Genomic DNA, 15,905 nt, shown 5'->3' with positions numbered 1-15,905 from the left:
GGCAAATTTGGTCAAGTGGGGGGGCTGAATCTCCGATTATTTTATGTTGGTTTTTTCTGCCCAAAAAAAGACAGGGAGAAATAGGTATGGGGTTGGACCCTCAAGCGAAAATCTTGATCGTCGACGACTTTGAACTCATGCGCACCATGCTCAAACGGGCCCTCGGTGCCATCGGCTTTTCCAATTTTGCCGAGGCGGCTGACATCTCCGTTGCCGATCAGCTGATGATGGAAGCAACTGAGGCCAAACGTCCCTTCTCCATCGTTTTTCTGGATTGGAACCTCCCAGGAGGAACGGGCTACGATCTTCTTGTGAAATGGCGATCTAATTCCAAGCTAGATAGCGTATCAGTGGTGATGGTGACCAGTGAGTCGGATCGGGAAAAGGTGCAGGCCGCTTTAAAGGCTGGCGCCAATGATTACATTTGCAAACCAATTTCCATCGACAAGCTAAAGGAAAAACTCGAAGGCCTTCGATCGGGTTCAGCCCAATCGGCCTGAGGTGATGAGCGTTTATGGGTGCTGCTAAGAAGGCCACAACCAATTTTGAACTGACCGATCAGGTCGCTGACATTGTGGAAAGCAATGTTCGCGATGTGTTTCTAAGTATGTTCAATCTGGAAGCCAAAACCGGCGAGCATCGCTTTGAGCGCGACCATGTGGATCAGGGGGATGTGTCTGGTACAGTGGGCATGGTTCAACAGGAAATGGAAGGCACACTGACGGTGTCTTTTCCCAAGCAGACCATCTTCAACATCCTTCGCGATATTTACGGGCGCGACTTCGAAGAAGTGGATCAGACCGTTAAAGAGGGAGTGGGCGAGCTGACTAACGTCATTTACTCGATGGTGAAGCGTGGTCTTAATGAGCTGGGCTATGACTTCAAAATGGCCATTCCTGACATTGTTGTGGGTGAGAACCACCAGATTTTTAAGGTCCAGGTGGGCCAGACTCTTGTCCTGCCCTTTCAGTTGGGCGAAGAGAAGTTTGAGGTCTCCATTACCATCCGCTCCTGATTCCACCCCTAGGGCTGGGAGCCGTCAATTAATCAACAGGACAAATCGTTAGAATTGCGAGGACTTTCGAGCCTGGTCTGACCTGATTCCGCAGAATTTTCTATTATATAGAAAGGAATGCCCTTATTACTCATTAGGAATCAATCGGCCTATGTTTGATGATCTCATCGGTCAGTATGTCGTTGAAGGTTTAGAGAACCTGGAAAAGTGGGAAGAAGCCTGCTTGGAGTTGGGACGTGGTTTCAACGAGGAAAGTGCCAAGCTTCTCTATCGCATTGCCCACAATCTCAAAGGTGGCGCGCAAATTTTTGGTTTGGAAGAGCTGATTCGCTTCTGTCATCGCACAGAAGACCTCCTACGTCTGGTGGTGAATCAGGAACTGAGTGTTGATCCCAATTTGGTGGCCTTCCTCCTCGACTTGGAAACTTTGCTTAAGGACTGGTTGAATCAACTCAACAAGGACATGGCCTTTGTTCCCGCATTAGCCGAGCCCAAAAACCGGCTGGAAATCTTTATTGACCAGTCAAAGTCGGCTTCTGTTGTGAAAGTATCGACTGAGGACAGCAAGGGAGCTGAATCTCCAACTGAGGGAACGCCTACTGAAGAGAGTTCCTCCTCTCCAGAGCTGGAGGATCATCTTAAAGAGATGTTGGCATCTGGAGCCGACCCCCGCATGGGTCATGGAGGTGGCTCGGGCCGAACTGGGGGTGGAAAGCCCGGTGCAGCTGACTCGGGTGAAGGCAAAGGGGATTCTACAATCAGAGTCTCCGCGCAAAAACTGGACGAGTTGATTCAGTTGATCGGTGAATTGTCCCTCAATCAGTCGATTGTGAATCAGAGTGTGAATAAGGGACAAATGAACACAGAAGTCTTTGAAAACGCCCTAGGGGCCACCAACAAGATTGCCAAGGCCCTTCAGTCGGCAGCCCTGGATCTGAGGATGCAAACCCTTGGCGGGCTGTTTCAAAAGCTGCGCCGTACGGCCTGGGATGTGGCCCGCCAGCAGGACAAGGAAGTGGAAATTGAAGTTGTGGGCGATGAGGTGGCCTTGGATCGAACAGTGATCGAGAGGGTCTCAGAGCCTTTGGTTCATTGCATCCGCAATGCCGTCGATCATGGAATTGAAGATGTAGGAGGTCGGGAGTCCAAGGGCAAACCCAACCAGGCTCTTCTTCGCATTCAAGCGGTCAACGAGGCCGGTGGGGTGACGATTTCCATTAGTGATGACGGCAAAGGAATTAATCCTGAGGCTGTTATGACGAAGGCGGTAGCCAAGGGATTGATCGATGCCGACACTTATCTTACCGACCATGAAAAGATGGAGCTCATCTTTTTGCCCGGTTTTTCCACCGCTGAACAGGTGACCGACATTTCCGGCCGGGGCATTGGCATGGACATCGTTAAAACGGCCGTCGACTCCTTGGGTGGGGAAATCGCCATTGAGTCTGAAGTGGACATTGGCACCACCATTCGCATGAATCTTCCCATCAATCTCAGCATTATGGACGCTCTGGTGATCGAAATTGGTGGACTTGACTACGCCATCCCAACAAAGGACTTGTCAGAGGTCATTGACTTATCCGACTACACCATCGAGAGTACGGGAAAAACCCAAAAGATGATCAATATCAGAGGCAAGGTCGTGCCACTAAATCCCTTAAGGCGCTACCTTCCCAGCACGATCCAGGCCCGAAACCAGGAAGACGAGTTGAAGTGGGAAAAGTTTCCCGCCCTGATCTACGAGAACGAGGTGGGCAAGTTTGCCTTTTGGGTCGAATCAGTCAAACAGCAACAGCAAGTGTTTGTCCGGCCTCTGGCCGATCACCTGGCAAAGATACCCGGTGTGGGTGGGGCGACGATTCTGTCCAATGGCGAACCCAGTATGATTGTCAGTTTACCCAGTATTGCCAAAAAAATGTCATCAAAGGTAAGGCCAGCATGACCAGTTATCAGTTAGATGAAGAAGCGGATAAGGACAAGTTTCTGCTCTTTTACCTCGGCAAGGAACTCTATGGGGTGCCCCTGTTGGGAGTGAAAGAGGTGATTGAATTCCGTGAGGCAAAGCCCGTTCCCAATATGGTGGATTACTTTGACGGAGTCATTAATCTCCGTGGTGAAATCATTGGCGTAATGGACCTGAGGCGCAAATTGGGCATCGACCCTGACGATACCAAGTGCCAATTGATCTTTCAAACTCAGAGAGGCACCCTGGCTGCTACAGTAGACTCGGTTCAGTCAGTGGCCAGTATTCCAGGGGCCGCCATCGACCGGGAGCCCAATGTGGAATCCAAGATTGAACAAAAATATCTCATTGGCGTGGGCAATCTCAATGATCGTCTGATCACTTTGCTCGACTTCTCTCAATTGTTGACCGATGAACAGCTCGACCAAGTCTCGGACATGGTCGGCTAGTAGGGGGAATGATGAAAGTCACAGATCATCTCATGGCCAAAAATCGCTCCATTGGCAATCGTATCATCATCCCGGTGAATCTGTTTATTGCCATATTCCTGATTGTTGTCGGCTACGTTCAGGTTCGCAACCAAGCCATTGTCCTCAAAAATGGCGCTGACGTGAAAGTCGATTCCGTGGCCTCGGCCCTGGAAGTTCTGGCCTCAGTGGCGATCAAAAACCAGGACAAAATCAGTCTGGCCAAAGTGACCACTCAGCTGGTGCAAGATCACGTGGTGGATGGAATTGTCTTTTTGGATTCAACGGGAAGCGTTTTTTATGAATCCTCCCCAAAAGGCGAGGTCCCCAATCGGGCGCAGATTTCCAGAGACCTGTTCAATGAAGAGGGCACAGTTATTGGGCGTATGGACTTGGCCTACAACTACAACGGAGCCTTGTTTGAGGCCCGTCAGTCTATTGCAGTTGTCATTGCTGTAGTACTTGGAATTCAGGTCCTCATGTCTATTTTGATTCTCCTGCTGGTGAGAAGAATCGTCCAGCCTCTCAATCGCATGCGCCACCAGCTGGAAAAGGGGACGACAGTCAACGAGGAAACGAGTTTGACCTTGAAATCATCGGCCGAACAACTCTCCTCTTCCAGTGCCGCCCAGGCCTCTTCGGTTCAGGAATCCGTCTCGGCAATGGCAGAAATGAAAAGTATGATCAGCCAGACGGCCGGTCATGTGAACGAATGCCAAAGAATGTCGGAAACGGTCAGAGATCGCACACAGGACGGTAGCCGGATCATGGGGGACATGGCCAGCTCCATGGAATCCATTGAGGGTTCCAACCAACAACTGGCGGGTCTGGTGGAGATCATTGGTGAGATTCGCAACAAGACCAAAATTATCAATGACATTGTCTTCAAAACTCAGCTTCTGTCTTTCAATGCCTCCATCGAGGCAGCGCGAGCCGGGCAGCACGGGCGAGGATTTGCCGTGGTCGCCGAAGAAGTCGGGAATTTGGCTCAGATGTCAGGTAAGGCTTCAAAGGAAATTGAGAGTCTACTGGTCAACAGTCATCAGCAGGTTCACGGCATGATTGATGATGTGCAAAAAAAGGTCAAAGAAGGCAAAGAGGTGACGGAGGAGGCGCTCGGGACATTCAATAATATTTCCCAGCAAATTCTCTCGATCTCAGAAAAGATCCGTCAAATTGGTGATGCCACGAAAGAACAGGAGTTGGGGGTTGAGGAGACCTCCAAGTCCATGACGGAGCTAGACCGAACGGCACAGAACAACAACCAGGCCGCCCGCAACATGTCGGCCCTAGCTGAAAAGGCCAAGGTCCAAGGCGAAGAGTTGCGCAAGATCGCCCAAGGTTTACAGACTCTAGTGGTCGGTAAAAAGGGCTTGCGGGATCTAGGGAAAACCCCATTTCGCAACAAAGACTATTGGGGAGACAAGAAGGACGAAATTGATCCCGGAGCTCTGCCAAGCAAGGCTCAGTCAGGTGGGGATATGCTTTCCTTAGTGGATCGAATTCTGGTCCGTCACAAAGGGAAGACGAAACCCCAGGTGGGAACTAAAGAGGATCAGGTGGGACGCCTCGACCGCAAGGTGGTCAGCATGTCGGGCGTGAACGCCGATGACGAATCCTTCAAAAAGAAGAAGGCCAAATGAGATTGAGTCCCACCGAGGAGAGACTCCTCTTTGACATGATCTGCAATCTGACGGGGGCTGCCTATGAGGAAGACTTCCGTCGGGAAATGATCATGAACAACATTGGCTTTCGTATGCAAAATCTCAAGATACCCAACCTTAAGGGATATTTGGAGCGCATTGAAAGGGACGAAGGCGAATTTGATCATCTGATTTCCCTGTCCACCATTCACACCACAGCTTGGTTTCGGGAAAAGGGACACTTTGATTTTCTGTATAAGCTTGCCATGAGTTGTGACAACCATGCTCTCAGTCCCCTGAGACTGTGGTTTTCAGCCTGTTCGACGGGTCAGGAAGTTTACACGGCCGGTATGGTGCTGGAACGAGTCCGTCAGCATCGACCCAGCTTCGAATACCGCATCCTCGGCTCCGATATTGATGTGATTAGTTTAAATTATGCTCGCCAGGCGATCTACCCAACGCGCAAGATTTCTGAGGTCCCTAATGAGTTTCAGGAATTTGTGCTCGAAGGATCGGGCAAGACCGATGGACTATTCACCATTGCCAAGGAGATACGTGACCGCACGGCGTTTCGGCGTATTGATTTGAACCAGGTGGAAGAAGCCAACCTGGACAAATTTGATGTCATTGCCTGCCGCAATGTCCTGATTTATTTCAAATCGCCTAAAGTACACTCCATTGTTGGCAATCAGCAGAAGTACCTCAAGGAGGGTGGTCATTTTATCGTCGGTCACTGCGAGGCTGTGGAGGCTGGAGACTACGGATTGAAATCCCTCGGTGGTTCTGTGTACCGGCGGGAATCGGAAAAGAAAGAAAAGGAAAAGTGGGTACTGGTGGTGGACGATTCGCCCACCTACAGAAGGTTTCTTGTCAAACAATTGGAAGCATGGGGCTTTGGCACCGTGCAGGCTGCGAGTGCCGCAGAAGCCGAGGCGGCCATTCATCAGAGGAAATTCGACCTGATCACCCTTGATCTCCATATGCCCGACCGATCTGGCGGGGATTGGATTGAAGATGTCCGCAAGCGGAACATTCGCACCCCGGTTGTCATCGTTAGCGAAGCCCACCCTAAAGAGGCCTTTAAGGTGGTGGAAGTATTGGAGAGAGATTCAGTGGAATTCCTTGACAAGGTGACGGTGTCGGGGCGCCCAGACGTTTTAAAACTGACGGCCGAAGGTATCACTCGGCAGGCAGAGATGGTAAAAAAAGGCCGCACGGGCGACACCGGCCGAGTGTCCCTGGGCTTGCGCAAAAGTGCAGTGCCAGATGCTATTCTGATTGGCGCCAGCACGGGTGGGCCCCAGGCCTTGACGCGGATTTTGCGCAACTGGCCCAAGCCAAGTCCTCCTGTTGTCGTCGTCCAACACATTTCGAAGAACTTTTTGCAGGCCTTCGCTGAAAGGTTGGCTCAGGTCTCTGGACTAGAGTTGGGAGATCCGGCTCATGATCCGGTGCTGAAGGAAAACCATGTTTATCTCGCCCTTGACGACTACCATCTGCATATTGGGCGGGGCTCGGAGCAGCTGACTATCCGTCCCTATAAAGGAGACGCCAGGCATGGCCATCGCCCCTCAGTGGATGAATTGTTTTTGTCCAGTGTCCCTCATGGCCACCGGGTCTGTTCGGTAATCCTCACTGGCATGGGTGCTGACGGAGCTAAAGGAATGGTGGAGTTGCGCAAAGCCGGTGCTTTGACCTTTGGTCAAGATGAAGAGTCCTGTGTGGTCTACGGAATGCCCAAAGAAGCCTTCAACAATGGCGGTGTGGAGCACGTCGGTGATGTGGAATTTATTCGTCAGTCACTCCTCGACCTGATTGCCCTCCCCAGCAAAAAAGCCGCCGGCTAACTCAACCGGCTTTATCCACTTTCTCAATGACGGTGTGGCCGCAAGAGCGGCATTTGAAAATATTGGCGCCCGGAGCCGACAGATCGAGGCGGAGCATTCCGCCGCACAATTCGCAGTTGGATTCGGCCTGGGAGCTGCAGTAGGACTGGGCAGCTTCAATGGTCAGAATGTTTTTGCTGCCAAAGCCCTTAAGGTCTCGTTCACCTATAGCCTGAACGTCGAAGGTCTTTTGCGTATCACTGGAAACAACCCGGTCGACGAGCTCCTGATGAGTGGTGATTTGACCGGGCTCGGCGGCATCACATAGACGGTGGGCGAGATTGATCACCGATCCGATGGCCGTGTAGCTGTGGTAGGTCGAATTGGAGCCATAAAACCCAACGGAAGCGTGGCCAACAGCGATTCCTATGCGAATCTGAAAGGGGCGGCCAGCCAGGTGGTCCAAATCCTCTTGTTCGGCGGCAAAGGCCCTTTGCAGATCGAGGGAGGCCTTGATAGCCCGTTCAATGAAATCCTCGTATTCGAAAGGCACGTTGGAGAATGCCAGCACTCCGTCACCTAAAAATTTGTCGATGGTGATGTCAAAGCGCAAGAGAACATTGGAGCTGATCTCCATGAATTTGGTGATCAGCTGGTCAATGTCGTCACCAGACTGGGATTCAACCATTGTAGTTGAGCCGACAATATCTACGAACAAGGCGCAGATCTCCGTATTGTGGACTTTGGAGTCATAGCCCAACTTTGAAGACTGTAGGGCTTCCACTACTTGCGGCGAAAACTGACGACTTAAGTTCGTCAATTGCACATTTTCTTCAGTCTTATTTTCGATCACTTTTTGTCGGTTGTTGACCTCACCTTTGAGGTCCATGCGGACTTTGAGTTCGTTAATGCGAAAGCGCTCCATAAACTGGCGCATAAAGACCGAAATAGACAGGCCCGCGGCGACGTATAGAAGGTTAATGGCAATCTGGTCACTACTCTCAATAAAAAACAAGGTTGCGGTGACAAAGGGGGGCAGGAGAAGTGCGGTGGGAGCCCAAATAAAATACTTGCGATCAAAGGGCACAAAAGCCACGGTTGCTACCTGCATGAGGACCAGGCCCGTTACATAGGTGTAGCTGAAGGCACCGCCCACATACATCATGACCGAGGTGTGAACACCAGTGAGAAGCATAAAAACCAGTACGGCTCTTTGGATCTTTTTCCATGTGCGGAATTTCTTAGAAGCCAAATAAAGACTCAGTGCTAGAGGAACAATCCAACAGCGAACGAAGAGCAAGGTCCACTTTTGTTCTGGGAACAACAACCAATCGTTGATCCAAAACAGAAAGTAAAAAGGCACGACAAGATAGATGACGGCAATGCGAATGGCCATCTGCGTGTCCTTCATTCTTTCCAGGTCGTTGAGGATGCGAAAGCTAAACATGAGTTCCTAATTAGTCAGACATTTAAGTCAGTAGTTTCTCTCATGTTTTATCGGATTTTAAACCAGCCTCGTTGAGGTCTGGGGTCCTTTTCAGGACCCCGACAACTGGGTCTCATCTTGGCTTGAAGGGGGATGGAATTAAATAGAAAGCTGGAGGTAGGCCCAGGTGGCATCCAGGGCACCGGTTTCCGTGCCTTTATCCTCAGTGGGGTGGGTGGCTTCTGCCTTTTCTACACGAATCTGGGTGAAGAGGTTAGGACCAAAGTAATACTTGAAGCCAGCTCCGTGTCGAGTGTAGCTGTCAGCCGCAAACTTTCTGTCGGGGGTGAACTGATCGTACTTGTAAACAAAGCTCAATTTTTCCGTCAGATCCCAATTTAGAAAGGCATACCAACCCTCGGACTCACTGGACGCGACCGAGGTCTGATAGGCCGAGTCGGTGAAAAAATTATTGAGGGTGGAGTTCCAGCCCTGGGCAATCACATACTCAGCCAACAGAGAACCTTTGATGGTGTTGCCGGTGACTTTGTCGAGACTGAGCATCAGGTAGGCGGCTCCCGCCGAGGGAGAATCTTGATCTTTGACCTTTTCATAATGGAGACCGCTCAGGCCAAAGCCAAGAGGAAAGGAAGTGGAGAGAAAACGCAAATTGAGCACTCCCCCCCAAGTGGCCGCATTGCCAGCCGCCACTCCGGCCCCAGCGGTTTTTTGTCCATTTAACAGAGCTAAATCATAGTGCAGAAAACTTGCTGGATCTCCGGAAAACATGGCGCCCATATCCAGATCATTCCAAGTACTCTTAGTCTGAAGCTTGGTGTAGGTGCGGTGTTCGTCAGTCAAAATACCAAAAGGTGAAACAAAGCGGCCGAGGAGAGCATACTGAGGTAAGACCCCTCCTTCAGAATCCTCTTTTAATTCCCAACGGAGAAAGACTTCGCGGGGGCTGCCCGCGCCGGCAGGAAATCCGCCTAGATTGTGAGACAAAACCGCGCGGAGTTTGGTTTTACTTTCTTCGTCCACATGTACAGGAAGATTGGCACTGATGTTTCCGGCCATGACCCCCATCCCGCCTTTGCCGTTGGTGGGATTTTCCGGGTAGTAGTAAAGACCGCGCACATCTGCGGACCACAAATCTTGGGAATTGTAAGGGCCCGGAGAAAATCCTCTGAGCCCAAAAGCCTTGCCCATGACATTTCGAGGTCCACCGCCAGCGGGAGAAAGATGACAAGTCGTACATTTGGTAAAGCCATGGCGGACAGCATATCCAGGGCGAGCCTCACTCACCTGGGTGATCAGATTGAGGCCAATCAGGAGGAGCAAAAGGGACAAAAATGGACGGAAAATGGGCGCAAATGAAGGCATAACAGAAGTCTCCTAAGCAGGCAATATTGCCGGGCATTTTGTGACGTTGGCCACCCACTTTTGGCTTGAATGTTGCTTTTGTCAACTTGAACAATTTCAATCGGAACCTATAAAAGCTCTAGGTGTGACATGAGACCCAATTTGCCCCCATTCTTTTTTCGATTTTTCACAGTGGTGTCCCTTTTTGCGTTCTTGGCCTGTACCCCCGACGGCCGCCACAAGCCTGTGACTCCCACGGGATCACCCCAGGGGAAAACAGGTGATGCGAACTTCGAGACAGTTCGGCCCATATTTAAGAAAAACTGTGGATCCTGCCACCCTGGAAAATCGGCTCCGGACTGGACTGATGAAAAGCTGGCTCTCCAGTACATCCAAAATGGCAAACTTTGGAAGCGTGTTTTTGTGGACAATAATATGCCCCAGCCCGGCAGCCCCGAAAGTCAGTCCTTTTCCAAAGAGGAAAAGCAGGCCTTGCGTGATTGGATCGAGGCGGTGAGGTCTGGTGGCCAAGGGGGAGTTCCCATGCCTGAACCTCTTCCTCCTGGCCCTTACGCCGTGGTGGAAAGGTGTATTGGTTGTCACGGAATGTTTGGTGAAGGTGAAAATCCCTTGGTGCCCTATATCGGTGGTCAACAAAAACCTTATCTCCTCAAGCAGCTTGCTGATTTCAAAAGCGGGCAACGCCAGGATTTAGCCATGAAAGTGATGGACGGCTTTGCCGCCAACTTAACGGACGAGGAAATGGAACTGGTAGCCACCTATTACAGCCGACTGCGCTTTCAGGTTCCCTTTCCTCAGGAGGAAATCGAGGATCTGGAAAAGAAATTGGCTCGTGGTGAGGAAATTGTCACCAATGTGGCCTGCACAGGCTGTCATGCAGATGATGTATTCTTCCGCTCGCTTAATCCTGATTGGCCCAATTTGGCAGGTCAAAAACGCAGCTACATCTTTAGCCAGCTCAAGGCCTTTCGCGATGGGCAACGTCCTGGCATGTTAATGCCTAATCTCATTAAGTTTCAGGACCCAGCTCTGACGGATGAGGATTTGGACGCCCTCGCCATTTATTTCAGCCGCCTTGGCTTGACCCCTCAGTAGCCTAGGATTATCCCTTCCTGTGAGAGGAAGGGGAGTGTTTGACCTGGCACAAACTGTTTGGTTTTGGTTAGGTTTTCTTTTCTCAATTGGTCTAATTGATTTCTAGGATGATAGTACTCCAACAATCAGGGGAGTAAGTAGTGAGCTTAAGGGCGCACAAATTTTGGGCAGAGTTTATTGGCACCTTTTTTCTCGTCTTTGTTGGCTGTGGATCGGTTCGTATGGGCGAAATCTACGGTGTTGCCGACATTCCGGTGCCGGTGGTTTTTGGTTTAGTGGTGGCCATCATGATCTATGCCGTAGGTCACATTTCCGGTGCTCATTTTAACCCAGCGGTGACCTTGGCCTTTACGGTGGCTCGCCATTTCCCCCTGAAGCAACTTCCTATCTATTGGGTGGCCCAATACTCGGGTGCCATGGCAGCCTGTGGAGTGATGGCAGCCCTTATGCCCGGTTCTGAAAATTTCGCAGCCACTGTACCGGCCACTTCGTGGCTGATGGCCCTTGGCTGGGAGTTTGTCCTCACCTTTTTATTAATGTTTGTGATTATTGCTGTGGCGACCGACACCAGGGCGGTGGGTATGATGGCCGGTGTGGCCATTGGCAGTGCGGTGATGGTAGGTGCATGGCTGGGAGGGGCGGTGACTGGTGCATCTATGAACCCAGCGCGCAGTTTTGGTCCCAATTTGTTTCAAGGGGAAATGCTGGTTTGGTGGATTTATCTCTTGGGCCCTAGTTTAGGCGCAATGGCCGCAGCCTGGTGTTATGAGAAAATCCGCTGTGATCTGCCAAATACTGATTCAGAAGGGGGAGGACCCAAACATGGCTGCTGCTGAATTGAAACTCCTATTTTTATGTGTGGCCAACTCGGCACGCAGTCAAATGGCTGAGGCTCTGGCTCGCGATCTGTTGGGTGATCGGGGCGAGTGTTTTAGTGCGGGCTCGCAGCCCTCGGGAAAGGTTCATCCCTGTGCTCTTGAAGTTCTCAAAGAAAAGAATCTTCCCACGGACCTGCTCACGAGCAAATCCGTCGATGATTTCTCGCCTGAGTTTTTGTCCTCTTTGGACTATGTGATCACCCTTTGTGCTGAAGAGGTCTGTCCATTGGTGGTGAGCCCAGCGCAGCGTATTCACTGGCCACTTCCCGATCCGGCGGCGGCAAGCAGTGAAGAAATGTTGCTGTCTTTCCGCAAGATTCGCGATCAAATTCATCTGAAACTTCAGGAGTTTTTGTCGACTAAGATCTGAACGGCCACCGAGGCTGCAGCAAATCCGTAGGCTCCGGTGACAAATGTAGCCGTCCCATAGCCGGTGTTACAGTCCAAAGGACCTTTGGGCTTTTTGTCCTTGGCACTACTTTGTACCACACAGCCATCAGCCGTCGGGTAGTAAGGTCTTTCGGTGGAAAACACCGTAGGAACATGAAAAAGATCATCTTCGTTTTTTGAGTAGCCATACTCCTGCCGCAAAACCTTCCGCACCCGGGCAAGGAGGGGATCTTGAAAGGACTGGCTCAAATCAGCAATGCGAATCAAGGAAGGATCACGACGGCCGCCTGCTCCACCCGTCGTCACTAGTGAGATTTCCCGCTTTTGGCATTCCGCAATGAGGAGGCATTTATTGGGCAGATCATCAATAGCGTCTACAACCAAATTAAATCCACCATCAAAGAGGTCCGTGCAAGAGCTCGGGTCAAAACCTTTATCTTTAAGGTGGATCTTGAGCTCCGGATTGATGGACAGAAACCGATTCTTAAGAACATCAATTTTGAGTTTGCCTACTTGTTCCTGAGTGGCGGGGAGTTGACGATTGATATTGGAAAGACAAATATCGTCGTAATCAATCAGCGTGAGAGTGCCCACTCCACTACGCGCCAAGGCCTCAGCAGCCCAGGATCCCACACCGCCCAGGCCGACGACAGCCACGTGGCTTGCGGCCAAGGTCTGCAGGCTCTTAGTCCCATAGAGCCGTCCGATGCCACCAAAACGAAATGCATAGTCATCTGATACCATCATCGCTTCCTAAAGTCCTAAGTTGAGTAGGTTCTTCTGACTTTGATTGAGCACTTGTTCCGGAGCCATCTTCTTAAGGACGGCAATCTCCCGGGCCACGCGCAATACCAAGTCCACTTCCAACTCGGGATTCTCCGGATCATGGGGAGAATCGGATTCGACCACCATGTGTTTGGGATCGAGCTTTTCCACAGTCTGTTTAAGTTGTCTGTAGCCCTTTTTCAAGACTCCAGGGCCAATCGAGATTAAAAAACCTCTCTGGGTGTATTGATGGGCCACATCTGGGCTTCCGGAATAGGCATGAACAATGCCTTTGTTGCCGTTAAAGTGCTGATCGAGAATCTTAAGGGCCTGGCTGTGAGCGCGCACCATGTGTAGGACCACGGGCTTATTAAGATCTGTCGCCAGCTCCAGGTGACGAATAAAAAACTCTTCCTGAACTGCCATTGTCTCGGGATCAGTCGTGCGGTAGGAATCCAGCCCTGTTTCGCCAATGAGATGAGCCGCCGGGGCCATGGTTTTCAAAGTCTGCCATTCCTGTTCGCGGGTTTCCTCATCCATTTCAGCAAGAGCCCAGGGGTGAAGCCCATAGGCGGTGCGAAAGTGGTTGGGGAATTGCTGTTTGAGATTTTCCTGGCGCCGCCAGTCCTTGCTATCGTAGCCACCTTGAACCCAGGTTGAAAGACCCAGCAGGCGGCCTTGGCCAAAAATCTGCTCCAATTGAGAGTCGGAATAAAAGCCTAAATGGCTATGCGCGTCCCACCACATTTTTCCATGCTAACGGCAAAAGGGGGGATGGGGGTAGCGATTATTTTACAATACCGTCCTGGCTCCTATCCTCCCTTTGGGTCCACATCTAGATAGAAATGGTCCGTGAATTTGAATTTAATCTTGGGGGGATCCAGATGAAATTTGGCATTTTGCTGTCACTGCTGTTGTCGTTGTTTTGCGCGCAAACGGGCTGGGCTTATTCAGACGTGTCGGCCCGCAAGGTGTTCGTCACCGAGGATGATTCAGGAAACAAAAAATACCTGGCCTGGATGGATGACGATCGCTTTCATCCGGACGATTGGTTGATTGTATTTGGCTACAAGAGTGGAAAACTTCAGGTTCGCCATTTCGATGGCCAGTTCTTCATGTTCCGCAAAGGGGAAAAGCTGTCCCTCAAGGAGACATTTTACCAACTTGATCTAGCAGTGACTTCTGACAAAGAAGACATCACGGTAAAGCTCTCGTCGCTCCGTGACCCCGCCGATGCCCGCTACAAGAAGACGCTGAAGTACAAAAAGGTGGACTCCCAGAAGTTGTCGGACCTGGCGGAAAAAGCAGGGATGATGGTGATGGACGAGTTTGAAAGACAGCTCGACTACAAGCAGGTTGACTCCTTGGATCACCTCAAAAAGATCCTGGATCTTTATGAGCGAATGACGTCCAGCTATGACAATGAATTTGAGGGCATTCCCTTTCCAGTTGAGGATTTGCAGATTGAAGCCTATTTTGCCAAGACAGCTCCTGATGCGGAAATGGCCGCAGTTACCCGCATTGATACAGTCAACGGCACCGACGCCATCTCCAAGAAGTTTCGCGAAGGTAAGCGTTGGAGCCATCCTGATCACATCCCCTGGGATTCAGATTGGGAAAGATACACCATCGACGACGGGGAGTATCAGACGTTCACTTACTTCAACACCGGTCGCAAAATCGAAGGCTGGCAAGACAAGCTTATGGTTGAGGCAGCAAAAAAATATGTGAAGTATGAAGTCATCAACGTTACCGGCTTTGAGTGCGAGGATTCCTACATCAATAATCACAGCTACACCTGGATTTTTATTGATGGTTCAAGCTTCAGCTATAGCCCGGGACTTGAGTGCGATTGATTTCTCGCCAGCGATTAAAGTGGGCTGTCGAAGATCTCTTTGAGGCTGGAAAGATCATTGGACAGCTCGTTGGTGAGGAGAAAAGCAAAAGAATCGAGTATCAGCACGGCGTTCGATTTGGAATCGCCGTGCCCCACCTGACGGATCCTCTCAAGAATGCTGTGGTTCACCTTGGTGACGTTTTTATACAGCTCATCCAAATTTTTAAGTTCCATATCGGGGGAGATGCCCTTTTTGGCATCGTAGTATTGCTTCAAAAGATACATGGAAGTCACCCGCATCACCGTTTCATTAACTGTGGAAAAGGGCAAATGGAAACGGGCCATGGGGCGCAGAAAATCCATGTGGGGACAACCACTGGAGGCCATGATGAGACCAAATAAGCTGAAAAGACCCGTCTGCACGTCGGTTTCTTTTAAGTAGACTCTCTCTTTGGTGGTGACGGTGATCTTGGTTTCCCAAAAAGACTTCATATCCTGGAAAGATTGCACCATGTGGCCCAGGCCCACCGCTGCCGGGCAGCTGGGATGGTCATTGGAGTTTAATGGGCAATGGTCGCACTTATTGAAATCCAGGTCCGTCCATTCTTCGTTTTCCAGGTCACTGGGAAGGTTGAGACGGCCGGTTTCGGCATCCAGACACACATGAAATTCGAGAGGGAACATATCCGCGAACTCAAATTTATAGTTGAAGTCGATGGTCATATATTCAAGATAGAATCCACCGGGCAAAACCTCAAGGCCTATCGAAAATTGACTGGAATTCTGGCTGCTTGGGTGGATGGGCTCTCCAGTTGACTTCTCTGTGGCTGTACCTGAGTCTAGACGACAGGGGGAAGTCATGATTCAATATGCAGTCAAAATTCTCGTGACATCGGTCCTGGTAGTGGTGATTGCCGAGGCAGCGAAGCGGTGGACCCTGGCAGGCGCACTGTTGGCTTCACTGCCCGTGACCTCGATTCTTGCTATGGTTTGGCTCTATTGGGACACCAAAAGTGTGGAGCAGGTGAGCGAACTGTCCTATTCGATTTTTTGGGTGGTTGCGCCCAGCTTTTTGTTTTTCCTGGTTTTGCCACTTCTACTAAAGTCCGGGCTCAATTTCTGGCTGTCACTGACACTCTCCTGTGCCGTCATGGGTGGCGCTTACTTCGGCTTTGTCAAAATCCTCCGCAGCTTTGGAGTTGTTTAGGTTCCCTTTG

At 50.7% G+C, this 15,905-nt stretch carries 16 protein-coding genes; 11 read left to right on the top strand and 5 right to left on the bottom strand.

The annotated features are described in order from the left end of the window. Window positions 1-86 precede the first annotated feature (86 nt). From H6624_06670 to H6624_06645, 6 genes are all read left to right on the top strand, one after another. Complete coding sequence (locus tag H6624_06670) at window positions 87-500, top strand: response regulator (protein MCB9084008.1); 414 nt, start codon at window positions 87-89, stop codon at window positions 498-500. A gap of 14 nt (window positions 501-514) precedes the next feature. Beyond that, complete coding sequence (locus H6624_06665) at window positions 515-1,015, top strand: chemotaxis protein CheX (GenBank protein ID MCB9084007.1); 501 nt, start codon at window positions 515-517, stop codon at window positions 1,013-1,015. Window positions 1,016-1,166: 151 nt separating this feature from the next. Then, window positions 1,167-2,957 carry a chemotaxis protein CheW gene (locus tag H6624_06660; GenBank protein ID MCB9084006.1) on the top strand — a complete coding sequence of 597 codons (1,791 nt, stop codon included), beginning with the start codon at window positions 1,167-1,169 and terminating at the stop codon, window positions 2,955-2,957. Then, on the top strand, window positions 2,954-3,427 hold the full coding sequence (locus H6624_06655) for a purine-binding chemotaxis protein CheW (GenBank protein ID MCB9084005.1): 474 nt from the start codon (window positions 2,954-2,956) through the stop codon (window positions 3,425-3,427). The genes H6624_06660 and H6624_06655 overlap by 4 nt, the downstream gene beginning before the upstream one ends. Window positions 3,428-3,435: 8 nt before the next feature. Next, window positions 3,436-5,088 carry a hypothetical protein gene (locus H6624_06650; GenBank protein ID MCB9084004.1) on the top strand — a complete coding sequence of 551 codons (1,653 nt, stop codon included), beginning with the start codon at window positions 3,436-3,438 and terminating at the stop codon, window positions 5,086-5,088. Continuing rightward, window positions 5,085-6,935 carry a response regulator gene (locus H6624_06645; protein MCB9084003.1) on the top strand — a complete coding sequence of 617 codons (1,851 nt, stop codon included), beginning with the start codon at window positions 5,085-5,087 and terminating at the stop codon, window positions 6,933-6,935. The genes H6624_06650 and H6624_06645 overlap by 4 nt, the downstream gene beginning before the upstream one ends. A 1-nt stretch (window position 6,936) precedes the next feature. On the opposite strand, the gene H6624_06640 is transcribed toward H6624_06645, so the two are convergent. Together H6624_06640 and H6624_06635 are read right to left on the bottom strand one after the other, a co-directional pair. Continuing rightward, the gene (locus H6624_06640; GenBank protein MCB9084002.1) at window positions 6,937-8,361 is read right to left on the bottom strand and encodes an adenylate/guanylate cyclase domain-containing protein; all 1,425 of its coding nucleotides are present in this window, start codon (window positions 8,359-8,361) and stop codon (window positions 6,937-6,939) included. A 138-nt stretch (window positions 8,362-8,499) separates the two neighbouring features. Beyond that, window positions 8,500-9,723, bottom strand: coding sequence for a hypothetical protein (locus tag H6624_06635; GenBank protein ID MCB9084001.1), 1,224 nt, complete (start codon window positions 9,721-9,723; stop codon window positions 8,500-8,502). Window positions 9,724-9,852: 129 nt separating this feature from the next. Between H6624_06635 and H6624_06630 the strand changes: the two genes are divergently transcribed. The 3 genes from H6624_06630 to H6624_06620 all read left to right on the top strand — a co-directional run bounded on the left by H6624_06630 (window position 9,853) and on the right by H6624_06620 (window position 12,066). Beyond that, complete coding sequence (locus tag H6624_06630) at window positions 9,853-10,818, top strand: c-type cytochrome (protein MCB9084000.1); 966 nt, start codon at window positions 9,853-9,855, stop codon at window positions 10,816-10,818. Window positions 10,819-10,958: 140 nt separating this feature from the next. Beyond that, on the top strand, window positions 10,959-11,654 hold the full coding sequence (locus H6624_06625) for an MIP family channel protein (protein ID MCB9083999.1): 696 nt from the start codon (window positions 10,959-10,961) through the stop codon (window positions 11,652-11,654). Between the two features lies 1 nt (window position 11,655). Continuing rightward, window positions 11,656-12,066, top strand: coding sequence for an arsenate reductase ArsC (locus H6624_06620; protein MCB9083998.1), 411 nt, complete (start codon window positions 11,656-11,658; stop codon window positions 12,064-12,066). Here H6624_06620 and H6624_06615 read toward each other — a convergent pair. After that, window positions 12,039-12,833 (bottom strand): tRNA threonylcarbamoyladenosine dehydratase, encoded by a 795-nt coding sequence (locus H6624_06615; protein MCB9083997.1) that lies wholly within the window; start codon window positions 12,831-12,833, stop codon window positions 12,039-12,041. The two genes, H6624_06620 and H6624_06615, sit on opposite strands and share 28 nt — an antisense overlap. A gap of 6 nt (window positions 12,834-12,839) precedes the next feature. Then, on the bottom strand, window positions 12,840-13,598 hold the full coding sequence (locus H6624_06610) for a TatD family hydrolase (GenBank protein ID MCB9083996.1): 759 nt from the start codon (window positions 13,596-13,598) through the stop codon (window positions 12,840-12,842). A 137-nt stretch (window positions 13,599-13,735) separates the two neighbouring features. Here H6624_06610 and H6624_06605 point away from each other — a divergent pair, with 137 nt between their 5' ends. Next, window positions 13,736-14,707: a hypothetical protein gene (locus tag H6624_06605; GenBank protein MCB9083995.1), complete on the top strand. Its 972-nt coding sequence runs from the start codon at window positions 13,736-13,738 to the stop codon at window positions 14,705-14,707. Window positions 14,708-14,721: 14 nt separating this feature from the next. Here the strand turns inward: H6624_06605 and H6624_06600 are convergent, their stop codons facing one another. Further along, complete coding sequence (locus H6624_06600) at window positions 14,722-15,549, bottom strand: hypothetical protein (GenBank protein ID MCB9083994.1); 828 nt, start codon at window positions 15,547-15,549, stop codon at window positions 14,722-14,724. Between H6624_06600 and H6624_06595 the strand changes: the two genes are divergently transcribed. Next, on the top strand, window positions 15,548-15,895 hold the full coding sequence (locus tag H6624_06595) for a DUF3147 family protein (GenBank protein MCB9083993.1): 348 nt from the start codon (window positions 15,548-15,550) through the stop codon (window positions 15,893-15,895). The two genes, H6624_06600 and H6624_06595, sit on opposite strands and share 2 nt — an antisense overlap. Window positions 15,896-15,905: the final 10 nt, after the last annotated feature.

Source organism: Pseudobdellovibrionaceae bacterium (assembly GCA_020635075.1).
Taxonomy (GTDB): domain Bacteria; phylum Bdellovibrionota; class Bdellovibrionia; order Bdellovibrionales; family UBA1609; genus JADZEO01.
Note: the sequence above shows the minus strand (reverse complement) of the source record. Positions and strands in the feature narration are given on the sequence as shown.

Coding starts and splice junctions, on each gene's coding strand:
- H6624_06670 (MCB9084008.1), top strand. CDS start 87: ATGGGGTTGGACCCTCAAGCGAAAATCTTGATCGTCGACGACTTTGAA.
- H6624_06665 (MCB9084007.1), top strand. CDS start 515: ATGGGTGCTGCTAAGAAGGCCACAACCAATTTTGAACTGACCGATCAG.
- H6624_06660 (MCB9084006.1), top strand. CDS start 1,167: ATGTTTGATGATCTCATCGGTCAGTATGTCGTTGAAGGTTTAGAGAAC.
- H6624_06655 (MCB9084005.1), top strand. CDS start 2,954: ATGACCAGTTATCAGTTAGATGAAGAAGCGGATAAGGACAAGTTTCTG.
- H6624_06650 (MCB9084004.1), top strand. CDS start 3,436: ATGATGAAAGTCACAGATCATCTCATGGCCAAAAATCGCTCCATTGGC.
- H6624_06645 (MCB9084003.1), top strand. CDS start 5,085: ATGAGATTGAGTCCCACCGAGGAGAGACTCCTCTTTGACATGATCTGC.
- H6624_06640 (MCB9084002.1), bottom strand. CDS start 8,361: ATGTTTAGCTTTCGCATCCTCAACGACCTGGAAAGAATGAAGGACACG.
- H6624_06635 (MCB9084001.1), bottom strand. CDS start 9,723: ATGCCTTCATTTGCGCCCATTTTCCGTCCATTTTTGTCCCTTTTGCTC.
- H6624_06630 (MCB9084000.1), top strand. CDS start 9,853: ATGAGACCCAATTTGCCCCCATTCTTTTTTCGATTTTTCACAGTGGTG.
- H6624_06615 (MCB9083997.1), bottom strand. CDS start 12,833: ATGATGGTATCAGATGACTATGCATTTCGTTTTGGTGGCATCGGACGG.
- H6624_06610 (MCB9083996.1), bottom strand. CDS start 13,598: ATGTGGTGGGACGCGCATAGCCATTTAGGCTTTTATTCCGACTCTCAA.
- H6624_06605 (MCB9083995.1), top strand. CDS start 13,736: ATGAAATTTGGCATTTTGCTGTCACTGCTGTTGTCGTTGTTTTGCGCG.
- H6624_06595 (MCB9083993.1), top strand. CDS start 15,548: ATGATTCAATATGCAGTCAAAATTCTCGTGACATCGGTCCTGGTAGTG.
- H6624_06600 (MCB9083994.1), bottom strand. CDS start 15,549: ATGACTTCCCCCTGTCGTCTAGACTCAGGTACAGCCACAGAGAAGTCA.